This window comes from Pelagicoccus sp. SDUM812005 (assembly GCF_031127875.1).
GTDB lineage: Bacteria > Verrucomicrobiota > Verrucomicrobiia > Opitutales > Opitutaceae > Pelagicoccus.
Window position 1 is genome coordinate 1 of sequence record NZ_JARXIA010000014.1, and the last position, 19,535, is coordinate 19,535.

The following is a 19,535-nucleotide window of genomic DNA, read 5'->3' on the forward strand; positions in this document are numbered from 1 at the left end:
AAGCGATCCGCGACTTCATCGACGCCTACAACCAGAGCCCGCGCCCGTTCAAGTGGACCGCCGACGCAGACCTGATCCTAGGAAAGGTCCATAAAATAAGTAAGGAACTTGGCTGACACCACACTAGAGCGTTTTTCGTTTGGTTAGTCGTACTGCGTGATGAGGGAGACGCGGCGTGCCCGGCGGTCCCGCCCTACCTTATGCGAATGATCAAACGAAAAATTCTCTAGCGTGGACGCGAATAGTTTTGGGATATATGGAGTTGGGGTCCTTGACTGACACTTGAGGAGCGAAGCGACGAAACATGACGCGAATTTTTCGGTTTTTTGGGGCTGGTGGCGGGGTGGAACATTGTTCTGATGAGCAAAGAGGCGTTTGGGTGATGAGTGGGTGTTGAATTTGTGGATTGAGTGGGTGGTGGATTGGTAGGAGCTTGCACTGCGGAGGAATTAACATCGCTGCGCTGGATCCCTTCGTTGAACTCAGGGCGAAGACCCGATTCGAGAGTGGGGAGAGAGGGTAGGATCTGCCTTCGTTATGGCGAAGGTCCTTCGTTGGTTTGGTTTTGGGGCCTTTTTGTGGCTATAGGAAACTTTGGTTTGGACGGGGTGGAGAATGCTCTGATGAGCAGGGTGGCGTTTTGGGTAACTCGTGGAGGGTTGCTGCGGGGAGGGGTAGGGTGGGGAGAGGTCCCTTCTCAAGGTAGGTTTTGGAGGTTGGTGACTTGGGTGAGGTGGAAGGGGGTAGACTTGTTTTCTAATGGGAAGTGGCAGTGGCGGAACTGGATGTCGCGCACGTCGTCGAGGACGATGGGCGTGCGTTCGTCGGGTTGTATCAGGTTGAAGGATACGTCTGTGAAGCGTAGGTTCGTGGCGTGGCGGGCGTAGAGAGCGGACGCGGGCAGCAGGCCGAACATGCTGGGTTCCGGATAGGCGGCGGGTCGCTCGGGGACGTTGTAGGGATCGCGGGGACCGACGACGCCGGGCTCTGCGGCTCGCAGAAAGAAGGGGTTGACCAGGGCCTCTGGCTGCTGGGCGACTTGCTCTAGGGTGAGTCCGCCTTTGTATTGGATGCGGATGTTGTGGAAGCTGATGTCTTCGATGGGATGGCCTGGTTCGCCGACGATTTGGGAGGCGTAGCGGGAGTCGGCGTCGTGAACGTTGACGTTCGATATGCTTACGCGGCGGAGTTTGCCGATGGGGGTGCCTTCTGGGCCGCGGCGTCTGGCGCCTAAGCGGAGGAAGATGGGGGCGTTGACGATGTCGCGCATCGTGATATTGGATACGACGACGTCTTCGATGGTGGCGCCGTCGACCGTCTCGAGGGCGAGGCCGCGGCAATGGTCGAAGGTGCAGTTGGTGATAGCGATGTTGCGGAAGTCGCCGTTGGACTCGGTGCCGATTTTGATGCGGCCGGTGGGGCCGTCGTTGTCGGTGGCTCGCTGGAAGCTGCGGTCATAGGTGCCGTCGATGAGGGAGCCGATGCTGTAGCCGCTGACGGCGCAGTTGGCGATGGTGATGTTTTCGCAGGGGCGGAGTTCGTTGAGGGCGTAGGACGTTTTGAGGACGATGGCGTCGTCGTGGGGCGAGTTGATGGAGCAGTTGGAGATGCGGACGTTGCGGCAGCAATCGATGTCGAGGGCGTCGCGGTTGGTATCCACTTTTAGGTTATCGATGGTGAGGTTGTCGACGCCGGTGGCGAGCAGGGCGAAGTGGCCGCCGCGAAAGAGGGTGAAGTCGCGCAGGGTGACGCTGCGGCAATTCTTGAGGGCGATGGCTTTGTTGGCTTGGTACGGAAGCTCGCCGAGATCGTAGTCGTGGAAGTCGTCGATGTCGCCGTGGTTGGGGCCTTGGAAGGGGCTTGGCGGCTCGCCGGACCGGCTGACGTGATGGGCGCCGGCCAGGGCGAGTCCGTCGATGGCGCCGAAGCCGACGATGGAAATTTGCTCGAGGTCCTCGCCGTAGATGAGGCTGTTGCGGAAGTGGCTGTGTCCAAAGTCCTGATACCCTTTTTCGCCGGAGGGTGAAGCTTCGGGTAGGTCGTAGCCTGTTTGGCTTTCCGGATCGGGGTAGGCGGCGAGCAGGGTGGCTCCTGGCTCGAGCAGGAGGGATATGCGGGAGCGCAGGTGAAGGGTATAGGAGGGGTAGGTACCCGCTGGAAAGTGGACGGTGCCGCCGCCGGTGGCGTGGGCGTCGTCGATCGCTTTTTGTAAGGCGTGGGTATCGAGGGAGACACCGTCGCCGGCAGCTCCGTAGTCGCGGACATTGAAAAGGGCGGAAGGCATGCGGTCGGGAGGCTGTGCGGGACCGTTGTCTAATCCAAGGGAGTTCGCAGCCGGACAGTTTGAGGCGCGGTTTTTGGAAGGGGGCTGCCCTTCGAGGCTAGGTCTTCCTGTGCGGGGAGGGAGGCGTTTCGCTGTATCCTAGGGTTGGATATTTTGGGAGCGAAAGAGGATGGAGTAGGAGTTGGAGCGGATGTTGGGCGGGTCGCGGTAGAGGTTGAGTCGCCGGTGGATGCGTTCGGAGTCGGGGTCGAGGGCGAGCTGGGCTTGGTTGAGCTTCCAGTCGAGCCAGGCCGCTTCGCTTTGCAGGGTGCCGAAGTCGGCGGCGTAGTCGATTTTGCAGAGGGCGAAATTGTTGCGGTCGATCCAGAGCGTCATGCTTTTGTAGCCTTCGAGCCTCAGGACGTAGCAACGTAGCTTGCCCAGCTTGCGGGTGCCGGAGAGGCGTATCTCGTTGGCGAGCAGGTCGTCGTGGAAGGCGGGATCGAGAAAGTCCCGCAGGGTGCTGGTGAAGCGCAGGCTGGCGAATTCCGAGTAGTCGATGGCCTGGTCGAGGCTTTGGTACTGGTCGGGCTCTTCGGTGAGCTCGGGGCGTGTGGGGTATTGGTGGGCGAGGATGTAGATGTCTTCCGCTGTGGAGAGGCTGCCGGAGCGTTGCACTTGGGCGGAGGTGTCGACGATGGACCATTGGGCGTCGAACTGGTCGGGGCGACGGTAGGTCAGCGAGCAAGGGTGGGCCAGGGGGACCGTGGTGCTGCTCATGCCCTGCTCGAGCTCACTGTAGTCGTGGTGGAGGGTGATCTCCTCTTCGATGCTGGCCTGGCAGGAGTAGTATCCAGCGGAGGCATACAGGCTAAGGGTCTTTCGTAGGATTTGTTCGCCGTCGAGTTTGGCGGCCTGGAGGACGGGAATGGCGAGGAGCGAGCAGCTGCAGGCGACGAGGGTGGACAAGGGGGAGAAGCTTGGCTGTTTCACGCGGGCGATTGGGATTGAGGGGAACGTTGTGGGCGATTGTGCGGTTAGTTTAGGGGAGGGTAGGTGTCAGCACAAGTTTCCTCGGTGTTTTGAGGATATGGGAGGGGCGATGGGAGGGAGGAGGTAGGGTCCGACCGCCGGGCGGACCGTGGGGGGGCGGGTTGTGAAAGGGTTCTGGGAGGATGGGCTTTGCGGCGTGCCCGGCGGTCTCGCCCTACCTTGGGGGTTGGGTTCTGCGAGGATGGGCTTTGCGGCGAGCCCGGCGGTCTCGCCCTACCTTTTGAATTTCCAATCTTCGGGGTTTAGGCAGAGGCCGGCCCGGACTGGGTTTTGCAGCACGTAGCTCCACTTTTCGTCGAGCTCGGCTTGGTTGCGGATGCGGTGCTCGAAGAAGTCGCTTTGCCAGTCGATCTTGAGCGCGCTTGCGGTGAATCGCTTCCAGTCGGAGATGGTCTTTTTTATCGATTGGAAGGGCGAAAATACGATGAAGGCGTGCAGGTGGTCGGGCATGAGCAGCATGAGGTGCACTTTCCATTGGAGGAGCTTCTCGCGGTAAGCTACTGTGTCGAAAAGAGCGTTGGCCATTTGCGAATGGGCGAGGGTGTTGGCATGGCGTTGCGCGCAGTTGACTGTAATGAAGTAAAGGGCGTCGTCGGGCACCCAAGGTGGCTGCTCGTGGGGGAGCCGTTTGCGTTGGGGTAACACGGTGGGGCGGTTATTTCGGGGGAGGGGTGCTAGGTTGGTTCCGCGGCGCGCACGGCGTGCCATGGGGGTAGGGGCCGACCGCCGGGCGGACCGCGGCGGTCGGGGTGTGAAAGGGGCTCTGTGAGGATGGGCTTTGCGGCGTGCAACGGCGTGCCCGCCCTACCTAGAGGCTGAAGGCTTTCAGGGTGCTCTCTAGTTCGGCGACGTTGGCGGCGCCGCCCATGGCGAAGTCGGGCTTGCCTCCGCCGCGGCCGTCGAGCTTGGCGGTGAGGTCGCGGATGATGTCGCCGGCTTTGTGGCCTGCGGAAATCGCGTTCTGGCTGCTGAAGGCGACGATGCTGACCTTGCCTTTGACTTCGGCTCCGAGCACTACGACGCCTTCGCCGAGCTTGCCGATGAGGTTGGCTCCGAGCTGGCGCAGGGCGTTGGGATCGGTGGCGTCGACCTTGGCGGCGACGAGCTTGAGGCCGCCTGAGTCCTTGGCGGACTTGAGGAGGTCGTCGGCGAGGTTGCCGCTGGCTTTTTGCTGGAAGCTTTTGAGCTGCTTTTCGAGCTCGGCGTTGCGGGCGAGCACGCTGTCGATCTTCTTGAGAAGGTCGGCGGGAGCGGCGGAAAGGCTTTTGGAAGCGGTGGCGAGGGTGGCTTCGATGTCGTTGAGATGCGAATACAGGGCGTCGCCAGCGATGGCTTCGATACGGCGGGTGCCGGCGGCGATGCCGGATTCGCTTACGATCTTGAGGAGGCCGATCTCGCCGGAGCCGCGCACGTGGGTACCGCCGCAGAGTTCCTTGGAGAAGCCGCCGATGTCGACTACGCGAACGACGTCGCCGTACTTTTCGCCGAATTCGGCCATGACGCCTTCCGGCTTTTGGTCGAAGGGGGTTTCGAACCAGACGACCTTGCTGTTGGCGAGCAATTGCTCGTTGCAGAGTTTTTCGACGAGGGCGAGCTCGTCGGGCTTGACGGCTTCGAAGTGGGAGAAGTCGAAGCGCAGGCGCTTGTCGTCGACGTAGGAACCGGCTTGGCGCACGTGGGTGCCGAGCACCTTTCGTAGTGCCCAGTGCAACACGTGGGTTGCGGAGTGGTGGCGTTCGATGGCCTTGCGGCGGTCGTGGGCCACGATGAGGTTGGCTTCTTGTCCGGTCGAGATGGCGTCTAGGTCGCCTGCTACCTTGTGGAGGAAGCGGCCGTTGGGATCCTTGACGGTGTCGAGCACGTCGAAGTGCGCGTCGTCGAAGTTGATCTCACCGGTATCGCCGACCTGGCCGCCCATTTCAGCGTAGAAAGGGGTGTGGTTGAAAACCAAATACGAGGCGTCGTCGGTCTTGACGATGTCGATGAGCTCGGCTTCGTCGGCGAGGGTGTCGAAGCCGACGAACTTGGTGGCTTGGGCGGGCGCGTCGGAATCGGCGACGAGGATGTCGGTCTTCTTCTGGGATGCGCGGGCCTTGGTGCGCTGCTTTTCCATCTCGACCTCGAAGCCGGCGGTATCGACGGAGATGCCTTTTTGCTTGGCCATGAGCTCGGTGAGGTCGAGCGGGAAACCGTAAGTGTCGTAGAGGGTGAAGGCGTCGAGGCCTGAGATCTTTCCTTCGTCGGCGGCGATCTTCTCGAAGAGCTGGATGCCGCGGTCGAGGGTGCGGCCGAAGGCGTCTTCTTCGGACTTGATGATCTTTTGGATGATCTCTTCTTGTTGCTTGAGCTCGGGGAAGACGTGGCCGAGCTGCTTGACGACGACGGGGACGAGCTTGGCGAAGAAGCCGTTTTCGAGGCCGAGCTTGCGTCCGTACATGACGGCGCGGCGCAGGATGCGGCGCAGGACGTAGTTGCGGCTTTCGTTGCCGGGCAGGATGCCGTCGGCGATGGAGCAGCTGAGGCAGCGTATGTGGTCAGCCAATACGCGGAAGATGATGTCCTTCATCTCGACCTCGGAGATGTTGTCGAGATCCGCGGGGAGGGTGCGTTGGTAAGTGTGCCCGGAGAGCTTTTCGAACTCTTGGAAGAGGGTGTCGAAGAGGTCGGAGTTGTAGTTGGACGGTGGCGTCGAGAAGTCAGTGAAGTTCTTCGACGTGGCCATGATGCCGGCCACGCGTTCGAAGCCCATGCCGGTGTCGACGTGCTGGGACTTGAGGGGGACGAAGTCCCCTTCCGGAGTGGCGTTGAACTGGATGAAGACGAGGTTCCAGATCTCGATGCAGTAAGGGGAGTCGGCGTTGACGAGCTTGCCCTTGGTGTCGCCTTCGGGGGTGAGGTCGACGTGGAGCTCGGAGCAGGGGCCGCAGGGGCCGGTGTCGCCCATCATCCAGAAGTTGTCCTTCTTGTTGCCGTAGATGATGTGGACTTCGGGATCGAGGCCTTCCTTTTCGAAGATGGCTTTCCAGAAGTCGTAGGCTTCCTGGTCGAACTCGGCGGGGTCGCCTTCGGCGGGGCGGTAGACGGAGGCGTAGAGGCGTTCCTTGGGGAACTTCCAGACGTCGGTGATGAGTTCCCAGGCCCATTCGATGGCCTCTTTTTTGAAGTAGTCGCCGATGGACCAGTTTCCGAGCATCTCGAAGAAGGTGTGGTGGTAGGTGTCGAGGCCGACGTCTTCGAGGTCGTTGTGCTTACCTCCGGCCCGGATGCACTTCTGGGTGTCGGTGATGCGGCGGCTGGAGGGCTCGCGTTCGCCGAGGAAGTAGGGGACGAACTGGTTCATGCCCGCGTTGGTGAAGAGCAGGTTCGGGGCGTCCGGCATGAGGGAGGCGGACGGCACGATGGCGTGCTGCTTGGAGGCGAAGAAGTCGAGAAAGGACTGGCGAATTTCGTTGGAGGTCATGCTGGAAGTTTTTTTGGCCCACGAAGGACACGAAGTGGCACGAAGGATTGGGAAGTGCGGCTAGTTAACTAGTCTTTTCCATTCTAGTTTTCCTTCGCTGCCAAAATTGATGAGGAGGCCTAGCTTTAAATTAGTGGCGTTTAGGTAGTTGATTACTTGGGACTCTTCTTTGGAGGTTAGTCTATCGATGGCTTTGATTTCTATGAGGATGTCGTCATGCACCAGGAAGTCTGCGATATACTGTTTTTTGAGTATCCGTCCTTTGTAGTGAATCTGTAGTTGTTTTTGTGACACAAAGGGAATTGCTTGATCTTCAAATTCGATTTCTAGGGCTTCTTGAAAGACTGCCTCTAAAAAGCCGTGGCCGAGCTCTTTGTGAACTTCGATGGCGGCGCCTATGATTTTGTAGGTTTCCTCTTTGTGAATTATTTGAGTCATTTGATTCCTGAGTTTTGGTTTGGGTACGAAGGACAGAAGTATGTTGGAGTAACAGATCCAACTTAGTGAAACTTCGTGTCCTTCGTGGGCGACTTGAGACTTACAGGCGTTCGATGATGGCGGCGGCCATTTCTTTGGTGCCGATGCTGGGCTTGCCGAAGGAGATGTCGCCGGTGCGGTATCCGTCCATGACGGCTTGCTTGACGGCTTTCTCGATCTTTTCCGCGATCTCGTTTTCGCCGAAGCTGTAGCGGAGCATGAGAGCGGCGGAGAGGATCTGGGCGCAGGGATTGGCGATGCCTTTGCCGGCGATGTCGGGAGCGGTGCCGCCGGAGGGCTCGTAGAGGCCGAAGGGCAGGTCGTACTTGTTCTTGCCGGTGCCGAGGGAGGCGGAGGAGAGCATGCCGAGGCTGCCGCAGACGATGCCCATCTCGTCGGAAATGATGTCACCGAACATGTTTTCGGTTACGATGACGTCGAACTGGTTCGGGTCGCGTGCCATCTGCATGGCGGCGTTGTCGACGTACATGTGGGTGAGCTCGATCTCGGGGGCGTGCTTGGCGACGTACTCGATGGCGGTCTTGCGCCAGAGCACGGAGGTTGTGAGCACGTTGGCCTTGTCTACGGAACAGATCTTGCCGGAGCGGGCTTTGGCGGAGGCGATGGCGACGTCGAGGATGCGTTCGATCTCGCTCTTCTTGTAGACCATCTCGTCGGTGGCTTGGATGTCGCCGTCCTCGAGGGTCTCGGTGCGCTTGGGTCCGAAGTAGATGCCGCCGGTGAGCTCGCGCACGCAGACCATGTCGATGCCTTCGGGGATGCGCTCGGTCTTGAGCGGTGAGGCGTCGGTGAGCTCCTTGTAGAGGAGGCCGGGGCGAAGGTTGGCGAAGAGGTTGAAGTGCTTGCGGATGGGCAGGAGGGCGGCGCGCTCGGGCTGTTCTTCGGGTGGGAGGGATTCCCACTTGGGGCCGCCGATGGAGCCGAAGAGGATGGCGTCGGCTTCTTCGCAAATCTTGATGGTGGAGTCGGGGAGGGCCTTGCCTTCGTTGTCGATTCCAGCGCCGCCGACGTGGGCTTCGGTGTAGTCGAGGGTGATGCCTGCGGGCTCGGTAGCGGCCTTGAGGACGTCGAGCGCGACGGACATTACTTCCGGGCCGATGTAGTCACCGGGGAGAACTGCGAATTTGAGCGTTTTCATGAAGCGGCCCATTGAGGGGGAAAACGCGGCTTTTTAAAGCGTAATTTTAGGCAGTCTAGTAAATGGGATGGAGAAGGGTTTGCGGAAGGGCTTGGCTGGGGCGTGGCCTAAGGTTCGCTAGTTGCCGCTCCGTTTGGGATCGGAGGCGAGCAGGTATTTGGTGAGCGCGTTCATGAGTTCCTTGGGGCTGAAGGGCTTGGAGAGGTGTTCGTTGGCGCCGGCCTTTTGGGATTTGAGGATGTCCTCTCGCATGGCGTAGGCGGATTGCACTACGATTGGGATGTCGGGCGAAAGGGCGCGGATCTGGGCGGCGACTTCGTAGCCGTCGACTTCGGGAAGCTTGAGGTCGAGCAGGACCAGGTCGAAGGATTGGCTCTGGAATCGTTCCACGGCGGCCCCGCCGCGGTCGACCCACTCGATCTTGATGCCGGTCTTCTTGAGCACGCGGCTGATGTACTCGAAGTTGGGGGCTTCGTCTTCGATTACCAGCAAGTTGTAGCCGGACAGGTCGGCTTCGAGGAAGTTAGGGGCGGGGATGGCTCGCCCTGCCTTGCTGGGGGCGTTTTCGATTTCGCGGATGAAGGGGAAGGTGACGAAGAACTCGGTGCCGACGTTGGGCTCGGACTGGAGGGTGATGGTGCCGTGCATGAGGGTGGTCAGCGTATGGGTGATGGTGAGGCCGAGTCCGGTGCCGCGGTAGAGCTTCTTTCCGTCCTCGTCCAGCTTGTGGAAGCGGTTGAAGATGCGCTGGTGTTCTTCCTTGGGAATTCCGATTCCGGAATCCTTGACGGAGTATTCGATCTCCATTTGGCCTGGGGTGGCGGATTCGCGCACGGTGATGCCCAGCCGGATTTCGCCTTCTTCGGTGAACTTGAGGGCGTTGGAGAGCAGGTTCCAGAGGACTTGCTTGAGGCGTAGCGGGTCGGTGACGGTGGTAAGCGGCGGGTCGCTGAGGATAGGCTCCGGAATGTTTCGCTCCACCTTGAAGCTGACCTTGCCCTTCTTTTGGGCGAGCAGGGACTCGCGGAAGAGGGCGCCGAGCTCCTCGCAGATTTCGTCGATGTTGCAGACCACGGGCGCGATTTCGGCTTCGCCGGCTTCGATGGCGGAGAGGTCCAGGATGTCGTCGATGAGGGACATGAGGGACTGGCTGCTCTGGTTGATGATCTCGTGGAAGCGCTTGCGTTCCTCCGGGTCGAGGTCGGCGCTTTCCAGCATGTGCAGGAAGCCGATGATGGCGTTCATCGGGGTGCGGATCTCGTGCGACATGTTGGCGAGGAAGGCGGATTTGAGGCGGTCCGAGTGTTCTGCCTTCTGCTTGGCTATCTCCAGTTCGCGGGTGCGTTCGCGGACGGTTTGCTCGAGCAGCTCTCCGTGGGACTGGGTCTTGGCGTTCGCTTCCTCGAGCCAGATGTTGGCCTGCTTGAGGTCCTTGGTCCGCTCGGCTACGGCGAGCTCCAGGCGGCGGGCTTCGTTGCGGATGGAGTTGATTCTCCAAACGAAGAGGGCGACGGGCACTATTATAATGAAGAGGGCGAGCGCGATGCGGAAGGCCATGGTTCCCCAGAAGGGAGGCGTGATTTCGATGGCTAGGGAGTCGCCCTGGGTGTTCCAGTAGCCATCGATGTTGGCGGCTTGCACACGGAAGACGTACTTGCCGGGAGGGATGTTGGTGTAGACGGCTTCGGCCCGGGCGCTGGCCTGGGTCCAGTCCCGGTCGAAGCCTTCCAGCTTGTACTTGTAGAGGTTCTTAGCGGGGTTTTTGAAGTCGATGGCGACGAACTCGAACACGAGGGCGTTTTGGTCGAAGCGGAGGTTTACCTTGGAGGTCTTGAGCAAGCTGCGGGTAAGGGGGCCGTCGTCCGAAACCTCTAGCGGGTCGCCGAAGATGCGTAGTCCTGTAATGAATACGTTTGGCGTTTCGGTGTCCTCTACGATCTCGTTTGGGTCGAAGCGGGTGAGCCCTTTGTTTTGTCCGAAGTAGAGGACGCCGCCGATGCCCTTGGACACGCTGGTTTCGAAAAAGTCGTCGCTGACGAGTCCGTCCGTCGTATCGTAGGAGCGGGTGGTTTCGGTGCGGGGATCGAAGCGAGCGAGTCCGCCGAGGGTACCGAGCCAGAGGAAGCCGCGGTCGTCTTCGATGATGGAGGAAATGGAGCGGTCCGGAAGGCCGTCGGAGAGGGAGTAGTTCTTGAAGCTGTCGCTTTCCGACAGGAAGAGGTGGAGCCCGTCGCGGGTGGCCACCCAGAGGCGGCCTTTCGAGTCTTCGAAGAGGTCGGTCACCTGGGAGCTGGTCAGGCTGCCTGGAACGATTTCGTCGGCGGTGAAGAGGGTGTGGGAGCTGCGGTCTTTCGAAAGGCGAACCAATCCGTTGCGGGCGGCGAGCCAGGTTTGCTGCTGGCTGTCGATGAGCAGGGTGTTGATCCAGTTGTTGTGCAGGTAGAAGCCCGTTTCGTGGCGATTGCTCAAGGTATAGTTCGTAAACGTTCCGCTTTGCGGATCGTAGTGCGCGACCCCGCTGCCGTGGGTAGATATCCAAAGGGTTCCGTCCTTGTCTTCGGTGATGTCGCGAATGTCGTGGCCGCCGATAGAGCTGGGGTCGTTCGGGTCGTGGTGGAAGGCTGTGAGTTCGGCGGATTCCGGGATGTAGCGGTAGAGTCCGCCTCGATAGGTGCCGATCCAGATCCAGGCTCGGGAATCTTCGTACAGGCAGAGAATGGGCTGGTCGCTGAGCGAACTCGGATCGCTGGGGTCGTGGGTGACTTTCAGGACGTCGTCGCCGTTTCGTGGATACATGGCTAAGCCGGACTTGGGGTGCCCGACCCAGAGATTGCCTTTGCGGTCCTCGAGAAAGGCGGCGGCGGGAGCGAAGGGGCGGACGTCGGGGTTGCGCTGGTGCAGGTCGATGGTTTCGAAGCGCTTGTAGCTGGTGGACTTGCTGACGCCGTCGTAGTTGCTGCCGACCCAGATGGTGCCTTGGTGGTCGACGAAGAGGGTGTTGATTCCGCTCGGCGGGGCGTTGATGTTTGCCCCGTCTCGCGAGGGAGTGGCTATCGCCTTGCGGGTTTCGCGATCGATTATGCTCAGGCCAGCGTTGCTGACGGTCCAGATGCGCCCCGCTTTGTCCCCGCAGACTTCATTTACGTAGGCTTCCGGTTGGTTGCTGTATTGGAAGCCTTGATACGTGCCGTCGATGGTGTCGAGCGCCAGGAGCCCCTTGATGGTGGTGCCGATCCACACCTCGCTGTCGTCGAGGTAGTAGATGGAGGTGACGTAGTTAATGGATACGCCGTCTTCGGTGGCGATGGCTTCCTCGAAGGCTTGGACCTGCGAGGTGGCGGGATCGAGGGAGTAGAGGGCGTTGGCGGAGCCGATCCAGAGGCGGCCGGCGGGATCGGCGCTGAGAGACTTGACTGGACCGAAGCGCTTTTCGGTGATGGGCACGAAGTCCCGCAGGTTTTCGTCGAACTTGAAGATGCGGCCCGCTTCGTTGGCGGCGTAGACGGTGCCGTCGCTGCTGTGGACGATGCCGTTGACTTGGGTTTCGATGGGTAGGTCTCCGGTTTGCTGGGCTTGCAGGTAGCGAACGAATTGCTCGCGGATCGGCTCGTAGAGGGCGAGGCCCTGTTCCGTGCCGATCCACAGGCGGTCTTGCAGGTCCACGTGGAGGGTGCGGATGCTGTCGTTCGGCAGGCTGGCGGGGTCGTGTGGATCGCGCACGAAGGAGCGCACGCGGCGGCCGTCGTAGCGGAAGAGGCCTTGCTGGCTGCCGACCCAAATGAGCCCGTTGCCCAGTTGGTTGATGGTTTGGATACGTCCGGCGGACTTGTTGCCGAAAAGGTTGACGGTCTCCAGCTGCAGGTCGTTGAGTTTCCAGTCCGCCGGCAAGTTCGCGAAATCCAAGTTACGAGCCGATCCGGGGGGGGCGCTCGCAAGGATGGCCGCGAAGATGGCGAAGAGGAGCTGGAGCGGTCGGGAAAATGGAAAAGTGCGTCGGTAAGGCACAGGCGAGGAAGGGCGTCAGTGAGAGGAAAGCGTCTTTGGAAGTAGGGAAGAATTGCGTGATAATTCGTAGAGCGCAAGCCTGCCCCGCGCTTATGCTAGATGTGGCTGTTGGGGGTTGAATTTCAGTGCGAAGGCTCTATGCCGTGGCTTCATGCCTTTGAACGTAAGAATTTTTCCGGCCGGCTCGATTCAGACCAATGCGTTTCTGATCACGGATACGGACCGAGGGGAAGCCGTATTGATCGACGCCCCGAACGACGTCTCGAAAGACGTGGATCCTGCCTTGGCGGAGGACTCCTGCGAGCTGAAGGCCGTTTTGATTACCCACGGCCACTACGACCACATCGGGGACGTGGCGACCTTTGCGGACCGAGGGGTACCGCTCTACGGGCACAAGGCGGACCAGATGATGTTCGAAAGTCCGGAATGCATGCGGGCCTACACCTATCCGCCTGACCTCGAGTTGCGCGGCTTCCAGATCGACCACTGGGTGGAGGACGGGACGAAGCTTTCCCTCCTCGGGCTGCAATGCGAAGTGAGGCACGTGCCGGGACATTGTCCGGGCAACGTCCTGTTCTACTTTCCCGAGGCGAAGGCCGCTTTCGTGGGAGATGCCCTGTTCGCGGGCGGGATTGGCCGGACGGATCTGCCGGGAGGGAGTTTCCAGCAATTGGAACGATCGATCCGGGAGCGGATCTATACTTTGCCGCAGGATACGACGGTTTTGCCCGGGCATGGTCCGAACACGACGGTGGGCGAGGAGATCTCGTACAATCCCTATGTATCCGGCGAATAGGGAATTGCGCGCCGCAGCAAAATTCGTTCTAAGAGAGCGCGTTAGCCGATCCCTCTAGAGATATGACCCAGTCCGAAAAAGAGACTTTCATGAAAGTTGCCCTCGACGAAGCCCGCAAGGGCTGGGGCCGCACCCATCCGCAGTTGATGATTGGAGCCGCCTTGGTCGAGCAGGGCCAGGTGGTGGCGACCTCCTACGTGGAGCAGCCCAGCTCCACGGCTCCCGAGATTCGCTTGTTCGAGGCGCTGGGCCGCAAGCCCAAGGAGGGGGCGAGCCTCTTTCTCACCATGGAGCCCGGGCCCAGCTCGAATCGTTTGGAGTCGGGAGTGCGAGCCATCAAGGAGTCCGGCGTGCGCTACGTGGTGATCGGCGCCAGCGATCCGGTGCCGGACCACGCCAACAAGGGGGCCGACGCCCTCAAGGAAGCGGGAGTGAAGGTCGAACGTCGCATCCTGATCGAGGACTGCGAGGACTTGAATTTGATATCCAACTTCTGGGTACAGCACCGCATCCCCATTTTTGCCGCGAAGTCGGCGACGACCTTGGACGGGAAGATTGCCTGCCGCACCGGCGAGTCCAAGTGGATCACCGGCGAACAGGCCCGCCAAAACGTGATGAAGTGGCGTCGCCTCTTCCCGTCGATCGCGGTTGGGGCCGGAACCTTGGTGGAGGACGATCCGCGCCTGACCAGTCGCATCGAAGGGGAGCCGGAGTGGTGCGGCATGCGCTTCGTGTTCGACGGATTGCTGCGCACTGCCATGGAGCGCTACCTGCCGACCATCTACACGGACGACTTTCGCGACAACACGATCGTGGTGACGACGGATGCGGCGGGCACTGGATACATTCGCCGTCTGGAAACGGAAGGCGTGAACGTGTGGGTGCTGCCGGCCGAAAACATGAAGGTTCCTTTCTCCGTCTTCCGCAAGCGCTGCGCCGACGTCGGCATTACCGGCGTCTATTTCGAGGGCGGCAGCCGGCTCGTGAGCGAGCTGCTGCATATGCGCGAGCTCAACTACCATTTCAACTACCGGGCGCCGATCATGATGGGGGACGACAAGGCCAAGTCCGTCTATCGCGGCTTGCGCACCGAGCGGCTCGCCCAAGCGATTCGCTTGGAAAAGGTGCGGCATGAGGTTTTCGGCGACGACCAGCTCATGCGAGGATTCGTAAACTACCCAGCGCGTTTGGACGTCGATGAAACTGTATTTAGCAACGGGTAACGCCCACAAGATCGAGGAGCTGCGGGCCATGCTGGCGGCGGCTGGTTTAGCGATGGAAGTTCACGGTCCGGCGGCCTTGGGAGGCATGCCGGAGGTGGTAGAGGATCAGGATAGCTTTTCCGGAAATGCCCTCAAGAAGGCTAGGGCCTTGGCGACCCGCCTCCCTTCGGGGGCCTGCGCCTTGGCCGACGATAGCGGGCTTTGCGTGGACGCACTGGACGGCGCTCCTGGGGTGTATTCCGCTCGCTACGCCGGCGAAGGCGCGAGCGATGCCGAAAACACGGACAAGTTGCTGAAGTCGCTGGAGGCTCTGGGGGCAGTTGATCGCTCCGCTGGATTCCAGTGTCACCTCGCCCTCGTCTCGGCGACGGGGGAGGAGCAGATTTTTGCGGGGGAATGCCGTGGCCGAATCATTGAAGCGAAGCAGGGCGAAGGCGGTTTCGGCTACGATCCGGTGTTCGTCCCGGACGGCTTCTCGAAGACCTTCGCCGAATTGAGCCGTTCGGAGAAGGCTGGATTGAGCCATCGCGGAAAAGCGATGGAGCAGCTCGTAGCGTGGCTACGGTCCAAGGGGGCGTAGAGTTGCGAGCGTTCCTCGGCGTTCCCTAGCTGCGACTAGGAAAGGTTCCTCACCTAGCCTGAGGGGCATCGGGGGAATTTGCTGCCAAGCGGACCTAATTCCAGAAGACGCCTTAGCTTAAGGGGTGTACCGCCGTTACGTGAATACCACGAAAGGGGGCCTCGGGCTCCTTGTCTTTTCGAATTCAAAAACGTGACTACATGCAACTCACACTTAAGCAAAAATTGATTGGCGGTTTCTTGGCCGTCGCATCGACAGGCCTGCTCATCGGTTTGGTAGGCCTGTATGGATTGGGCGAATCCAAGAAGGCGATGACTGAGATCCGCACCGAAATCTACGATCGAGGCGTCTTTTTGGTGGAGGCCACCGACCTTGCTCGCTCCGCTCAGGTGAATTTCAAGATTCAAGTCCAGGAATGGAAGAACGCGCTCTTGCGCGGCAACGACCGGTCCCAGTACGACAAGTATTGGGGGCGCTTCCAGGAACGCGAGCAGGTGGTGCAAGGAAACCTGAAGGACTTGGGCGTCCTGCTGCGAAACAACGGCGTTCCGGCGGAGACGGTGAGCGCTGCCGCTAAGACCCATCTCGGTCTGGGCAAGTCGTATCGGAAGGCGATCGCCAACTACGATTCGTCAGATCCCTTGGCCCATCGGGTGGTGGACACGCTCGTCAAGGGGATCGATCGCGCCCCCACCCAGGAGATCGACGCTATCGTTGATATGGTGCACGCATTCGAGAGCGAAGCGGCGGCCGAACGCAGTGCCCAATTCGAAGCGGATGCGGCGAGTTTGATTTGGTTCACTTCGGGGGCGATGTTCCTTGGTTTTACTTTGGCGACGGCTTTAGGCATTTGGTTGGGTGGCTCGCTGTCCGGACAAATCCAGAAGATCGCAAACTCGCTGCGCGAAGGCGCGTCGGTGGTGGACAGCGCTTCGCAGGAAGTGTCCAGCTACGGTCAGGCTTTGGCGGATTCGACCAACCGCGAGGCTGCCTCCATCCAGGAGGCCAGCGCTTCCTTGGAAGTGTTGGCGGAGAATACGGGGCGAAACGCGGAATCCGCTAACGCGGCGACCAACATTGCGAACCAGACGCGCGAGGCTGCGAACCACGGCAAGAAGCAGATGGACCAGATGGAGGCGGCGATGACGGCGATTCGCGATTCCAGCGACGGGATTTCCCAGATTCTCAAGTCCATCGACGAAATCGCTTTCCAAACGAATATCCTCGCCTTGAACGCCGCCGTGGAGGCGGCTCGAGCTGGCGAGGCAGGTTCGGGGTTTGCGGTGGTCGCGGACGAGGTTCGCAACTTGGCCCAGAGAAGCGCCAAGGCAGCCCAGGAGACTTCGACTCGGATCGAGGACTCGATTGCCAAGAGCCAGCACGGGGTGGAGTTGAGCACCCGCGTGTCGCGCAGCTTGGAGGATATACTTTCCAAGGCGGCGGAGCTCGACGAGCTGGTCGCCAACATCGCCCAATCCGTTTCCCAAAACCGTGACGGCGTGGGACAGGTCAACGCGGCGATCCGGGAGATCGAAAATACCTATCAATCGAATGCGGCCATCACGGAGGAAAGCGCTGCCTCGGCCCAAGAATTGAGCCAGCAGGCGGTTTCCTTAAACCAGGCCGTTAGCGACTTGGCTCGGCTTTGCGGCAACGATGCGGTGGAGGTTTCTCCGCCGAGCCGGAAGCCCGCAGCCCGGGCGAAAACCGCTTCGGTGGCTCGCAACGACTTCGATCGCCCGCGCGTTTTGCAAAATTCAGAAGTTTCGCTCTGGAATTAGCTAGCTTGCGAATAAATCGCAAAAACTGATCCAGCGACTGGAATTTTGGAGAATCTGGCTTAACTATGTGGCGTCGGCAACGATAGTGGTTTGTATGCAGTGAAACACTCGGGGTAAAAACCCAGAGTAAACCATTAATACACCAGCAGATTTTCTTTACTTTGGACTGCGCGGAAACGCGTTAAGGTTCAGGATCAAGGCAACAATAAAGGGATAGCTGGCTTGGAGGGGGGCCTCCGAGCCAGCACTTTTTTTGCCCGGATGCCAGGGAAGGATGTAGCGGGAAACGAAGGTGCATCGCCCGAGGTCGTCTCCCTGGAAAATGGTGATTAACCAAAAAAAAAGCCTGCCTCCGTGCGGTACGGAAGCAGGCCAGAAACTAAACGTTCCTTCGCGAGGAAGGAGTTCGACTAGAAGCTGTGCGTGAAGGAGAGGCCGCCCCAGAGGTTACCGTCTGGAGAGAAGCCGAGGTCCTTGTCGTTTGTGCTGTAGCGAACGCCAACTGCAACGTCTGTGGTCTCGCTCAACTGGTAAACGTAGTCAGCAGTGGCGCCGTAGTAAGCGTACTGTCCGCCGTTGTCGAAGTCGACGTAACCGGCTGTGAGGCCGAGGTCTACGCTGGATACTTCGTTGAGCTCGACGCTGTGGCCGATGGATCCTTCGAAAGTGAAGGTCTCGAGGTCGAAGTCGTGGAAAACGTAGATGCTTGGCGAGAGAGCCGTGTCGAAAGACGCGCCTACGTAGGCTTCGAATGTGTCGTCACCCTTGGCGTCTGGGTAGTGGTAGAGCGTACCGCCGAAGTCCAGAGTGATGGCGTCGTTGAGAGCGTAGCCCCAACCACCGTAGATGTCGAATTCGCTAGCGTTGCTGCCGAAGTCGTCGAGGGCTTCGTTTGCCCAGACGCCGAGGTAGCCGTCGCCGTAAGTGGCTTCGATGCTGCCCTGGAGGCTTTCGCTTGCGATTTCTACGCCACGGAAGACGTACTCGGACTCAACGCCGTAGCTTACAGAGTAAGCGAGTTCTTGAGCAGTGATGTTGGCAGCCGACACGAGGCCAGCAGCCGTCGCTAGAGTAGCGAGGATTCTAGTTTTCATTTTCTGATTTGTAGTTTGTTAGTTTGTTTGATGAGGGCCGCTGATAAGACGGCCCGGATCTTAGTTTCCAAATTTTCACGAAAGTTCCGCGAAATTCTGAAAGTCGACGAACCATGGGCTTAAGGGGCTGCTTTGGAAGTAAAAAATGAACGTATTCAAAATTTACTTATACCCGTAATATCCCTCATAAATAGGGGAACTACCTCTCCTGGGAGGACTGCTCGCTTCCGGCTTTCAGGATCGCTTCGAGCGACCATTTTCCGGTGCTGTAGAAAGGCAGCATGGCGCAGACCCCGAGCAGGCATAGGTTCTTGACGAAATTGCTGCGTTGCAGGGTATCCCACATCCATTGGTCTTCCGGGCAAGCCACCGGCGAAAGGTAGCCTTGCAAGGCGGGGGCGTGCACGAGGGCGGTGACGGCGACGAGGAAGGTGCCCAACAGGATGGCCGCCAGCTTGAGGCGGTAGCCGATTGCGATCATGCCGCCTCCGAGGAAAAGGACCAGTCCGCAAAATATGGATACGAGCCGCGGGCTGGGAACCCAGGCGGGCATCAGCTTTTGGATGAGCTCGTCGCTGACGAGGTGCTCGCCGCCGAGGCCGATGAAGATCAGGCTGAAGAGCAGCCGGAAGACGAGGTCGGAGAAGTCTTTGCTCATAATCGGGCCTCCGGGTCTGTGGGGCCCCAGCTTTTGACGCCGGGCAAGGATCGAAAGAGTAGCTTGTGGTAAAGGAAGCGCGGCAGGATGCGCCGGAGGAAGTAGAAGAGGGTGGCATCCGGGGTGCCGGCGGCTCGAAGCGGAGGGCTTTTTCTTTGGCAGACTTTGAAGATGCGCTTGGCTACGTCCGCGGAGGTGCTGGGCGTGCGGGTCATGATCTTTTCGACGAAGGTCTTCATGTTGTCGTAGTGGCCCTTGTATTCCTCGGAGGATTCCCCGGCCGCCTTTTTGCGGGAGTAGAGCACCTTGGTGAAGGCGAGGGAGTTGATGAATCCCGGCCGCACCAGGCTGACATGGATGCCCCAGGGCTTTAGCTCGTACCAGAGCGCTTCGCTGGCCCCTTCGAGCGCGAATTTGGAGGCGGAGTAGGAGGCCATGGTGGGCATCGCCATCATGCCTCCGACGGAGGAAATGTTTACGATGCGGCCTTTTCGTCGCCGCCGCATGGAGGGAAGGCATTCGCGAATGAGGTGCATGGCTCCGAGGTAGTTGACCTGCAGCTGTCGCTGTTCGTCCTCGACGGTCATGTCCTCCACGGTCGAACGATAGGAGATGCCGGCGTTGTTGACCAAGATGTCCACGGGACCGATCTCCTTCTCGATCTTGCGGACGAGGGCCGTGCCGGCGGCGTAGTCGGCCACGTCCAAGGGCTCTACGGTGACCTTGGGGCTTTGGGCGATCGGGCGCGCCTGCAGCTCCTCGAGCGAGCTCGGCAGGGCGGTGGCGACGATCCGATAGGGCCCCCGCTCGAAAAGCTTTATCAATTCGTAGCCGATGCCGGAGCTGCAGCCGGTAACGAGGACTGTGGAAGGGGTGGAATTCAAGGTTTGCCGCGAAGCTTATCGCTTTTTTCGCGCACGTAAAGCCCTTGGATCGATTCAGGAGGAGCCTTAGGAAAAAGCATCAAAAAACGTAGTTAAGCTATT

The 19,535-nt window shown here is 59.9% G+C and carries 14 protein-coding genes; 4 read left to right on the forward strand and 10 right to left on the reverse strand.

All coding sequences use genetic code 11. The annotated features are described in order from the left end of the window. Window positions 1-697: 697 nt before the first annotated feature. From QEH57_RS15815 to QEH57_RS15845, 7 genes are all read right to left on the reverse strand, one after another. Window positions 698-2,284 carry a glycoside hydrolase family 28 protein gene (locus QEH57_RS15815; protein WP_309007733.1) on the reverse strand — a complete coding sequence of 529 codons (1,587 nt, stop codon included), beginning with the start codon at window positions 2,282-2,284 and terminating at the stop codon, window positions 698-700. 138 nt (window positions 2,285-2,422) lie between these two features. Next, window positions 2,423-3,256 (reverse strand): hypothetical protein, encoded by an 834-nt coding sequence (locus QEH57_RS15820; RefSeq protein ID WP_309007734.1) that lies wholly within the window; start codon window positions 3,254-3,256, stop codon window positions 2,423-2,425. Window positions 3,257-3,529: 273 nt separating this feature from the next. Beyond that, complete coding sequence (locus tag QEH57_RS15825; protein WP_309007735.1) at window positions 3,530-3,961, reverse strand: transposase; 432 nt, start codon at window positions 3,959-3,961, stop codon at window positions 3,530-3,532. Between the two features lie 163 nt (window positions 3,962-4,124). Then, entirely contained in the window at window positions 4,125-6,776 is a 2,652-nt protein-coding gene (alaS, locus tag QEH57_RS15830; RefSeq protein ID WP_309007736.1) for an alanine--tRNA ligase, read from the reverse strand. Between the two features lie 60 nt (window positions 6,777-6,836). Continuing rightward, window positions 6,837-7,214: a GxxExxY protein gene (locus tag QEH57_RS15835; protein WP_309007737.1), complete on the reverse strand. Its 378-nt coding sequence runs from the start codon at window positions 7,212-7,214 to the stop codon at window positions 6,837-6,839. Window positions 7,215-7,314: 100 nt separating this feature from the next. Further along, complete coding sequence (gene leuB / locus QEH57_RS15840) at window positions 7,315-8,412, reverse strand: 3-isopropylmalate dehydrogenase (protein ID WP_309007738.1); 1,098 nt, start codon at window positions 8,410-8,412, stop codon at window positions 7,315-7,317. Window positions 8,413-8,529: 117 nt separating this feature from the next. Continuing rightward, entirely contained in the window at window positions 8,530-12,417 is a 3,888-nt protein-coding gene (locus QEH57_RS15845) for a two-component regulator propeller domain-containing protein (RefSeq protein ID WP_309007739.1), read from the reverse strand. Window positions 12,418-12,574: 157 nt separating this feature from the next. On the opposite strand from QEH57_RS15845, the gene QEH57_RS15850 reads away from it, so the two are divergent. The 4 genes from QEH57_RS15850 to QEH57_RS15865 all read left to right on the forward strand — a co-directional run bounded on the left by QEH57_RS15850 (window position 12,575) and on the right by QEH57_RS15865 (window position 16,797). Then, complete coding sequence (locus QEH57_RS15850; RefSeq protein ID WP_309007740.1) at window positions 12,575-13,213, forward strand: MBL fold metallo-hydrolase; 639 nt, start codon at window positions 12,575-12,577, stop codon at window positions 13,211-13,213. Window positions 13,214-13,302: 89 nt separating this feature from the next. Beyond that, a complete protein-coding gene (gene ribD, locus QEH57_RS15855) occupies window positions 13,303-14,436 on the forward strand; it encodes a bifunctional diaminohydroxyphosphoribosylaminopyrimidine deaminase/5-amino-6-(5-phosphoribosylamino)uracil reductase RibD (RefSeq protein WP_309007741.1) in 1,134 nt (377 codons plus the stop codon). Further along, entirely contained in the window at window positions 14,411-15,016 is a 606-nt protein-coding gene (gene rdgB / locus QEH57_RS15860; RefSeq protein WP_309007742.1) for an RdgB/HAM1 family non-canonical purine NTP pyrophosphatase, read from the forward strand. Before ribD ends, rdgB begins: the two co-directional genes overlap by 26 nt. A 200-nt stretch (window positions 15,017-15,216) precedes the next feature. Next, window positions 15,217-16,797, forward strand: coding sequence for a methyl-accepting chemotaxis protein (locus QEH57_RS15865; protein ID WP_309007743.1), 1,581 nt, complete (start codon window positions 15,217-15,219; stop codon window positions 16,795-16,797). Window positions 16,798-17,207: 410 nt separating this feature from the next. Here QEH57_RS15865 and QEH57_RS15870 read toward each other — a convergent pair whose 3' ends face one another. The 3 genes from QEH57_RS15870 to QEH57_RS15880 form a co-directional block, all read right to left on the reverse strand. Beyond that, the gene (locus QEH57_RS15870) at window positions 17,208-17,891 is read right to left on the reverse strand and encodes a TorF family putative porin (protein WP_309007744.1); all 684 of its coding nucleotides are present in this window, start codon (window positions 17,889-17,891) and stop codon (window positions 17,208-17,210) included. Window positions 17,892-18,090: 199 nt separating this feature from the next. Continuing rightward, on the reverse strand, window positions 18,091-18,549 hold the full coding sequence (locus QEH57_RS15875) for a DoxX family protein (RefSeq protein ID WP_309007745.1): 459 nt from the start codon (window positions 18,547-18,549) through the stop codon (window positions 18,091-18,093). Continuing rightward, window positions 18,546-19,433, reverse strand: coding sequence for an SDR family oxidoreductase (locus QEH57_RS15880; protein WP_309007746.1), 888 nt, complete (start codon window positions 19,431-19,433; stop codon window positions 18,546-18,548). The genes QEH57_RS15875 and QEH57_RS15880 overlap by 4 nt, the downstream gene beginning before the upstream one ends. Window positions 19,434-19,535: the final 102 nt, after the last annotated feature.

Excerpts from the sequence above, each read along its gene's own strand:
- ribD (WP_309007741.1), top strand. The coding sequence starts at position 13,303 with ATGAAAGTTGCCCTCGACGAAGCCCGCAAGGGCTGGGGCCGCACCCAT.
- alaS (WP_309007736.1), bottom strand. The coding sequence starts at position 6,776 with ATGACCTCCAACGAAATTCGCCAGTCCTTTCTCGACTTCTTCGCCTCC.
- QEH57_RS15865 (WP_309007743.1), top strand. The coding sequence starts at position 15,217 with ATGCAACTCACACTTAAGCAAAAATTGATTGGCGGTTTCTTGGCCGTC.
- QEH57_RS15835 (WP_309007737.1), bottom strand. The coding sequence starts at position 7,214 with ATGACTCAAATAATTCACAAAGAGGAAACCTACAAAATCATAGGCGCC.
- leuB (WP_309007738.1), bottom strand. The coding sequence starts at position 8,412 with ATGAAAACGCTCAAATTCGCAGTTCTCCCCGGTGACTACATCGGCCCG.
- QEH57_RS15875 (WP_309007745.1), bottom strand. The coding sequence starts at position 18,549 with ATGAGCAAAGACTTCTCCGACCTCGTCTTCCGGCTGCTCTTCAGCCTG.
- QEH57_RS15815 (WP_309007733.1), bottom strand. The coding sequence starts at position 2,284 with ATGCCTTCCGCCCTTTTCAATGTCCGCGACTACGGAGCTGCCGGCGAC.
- QEH57_RS15870 (WP_309007744.1), bottom strand. The coding sequence starts at position 17,891 with ATGAAAACTAGAATCCTCGCTACTCTAGCGACGGCTGCTGGCCTCGTG.
- rdgB (WP_309007742.1), top strand. The coding sequence starts at position 14,411 with ATGAAACTGTATTTAGCAACGGGTAACGCCCACAAGATCGAGGAGCTG.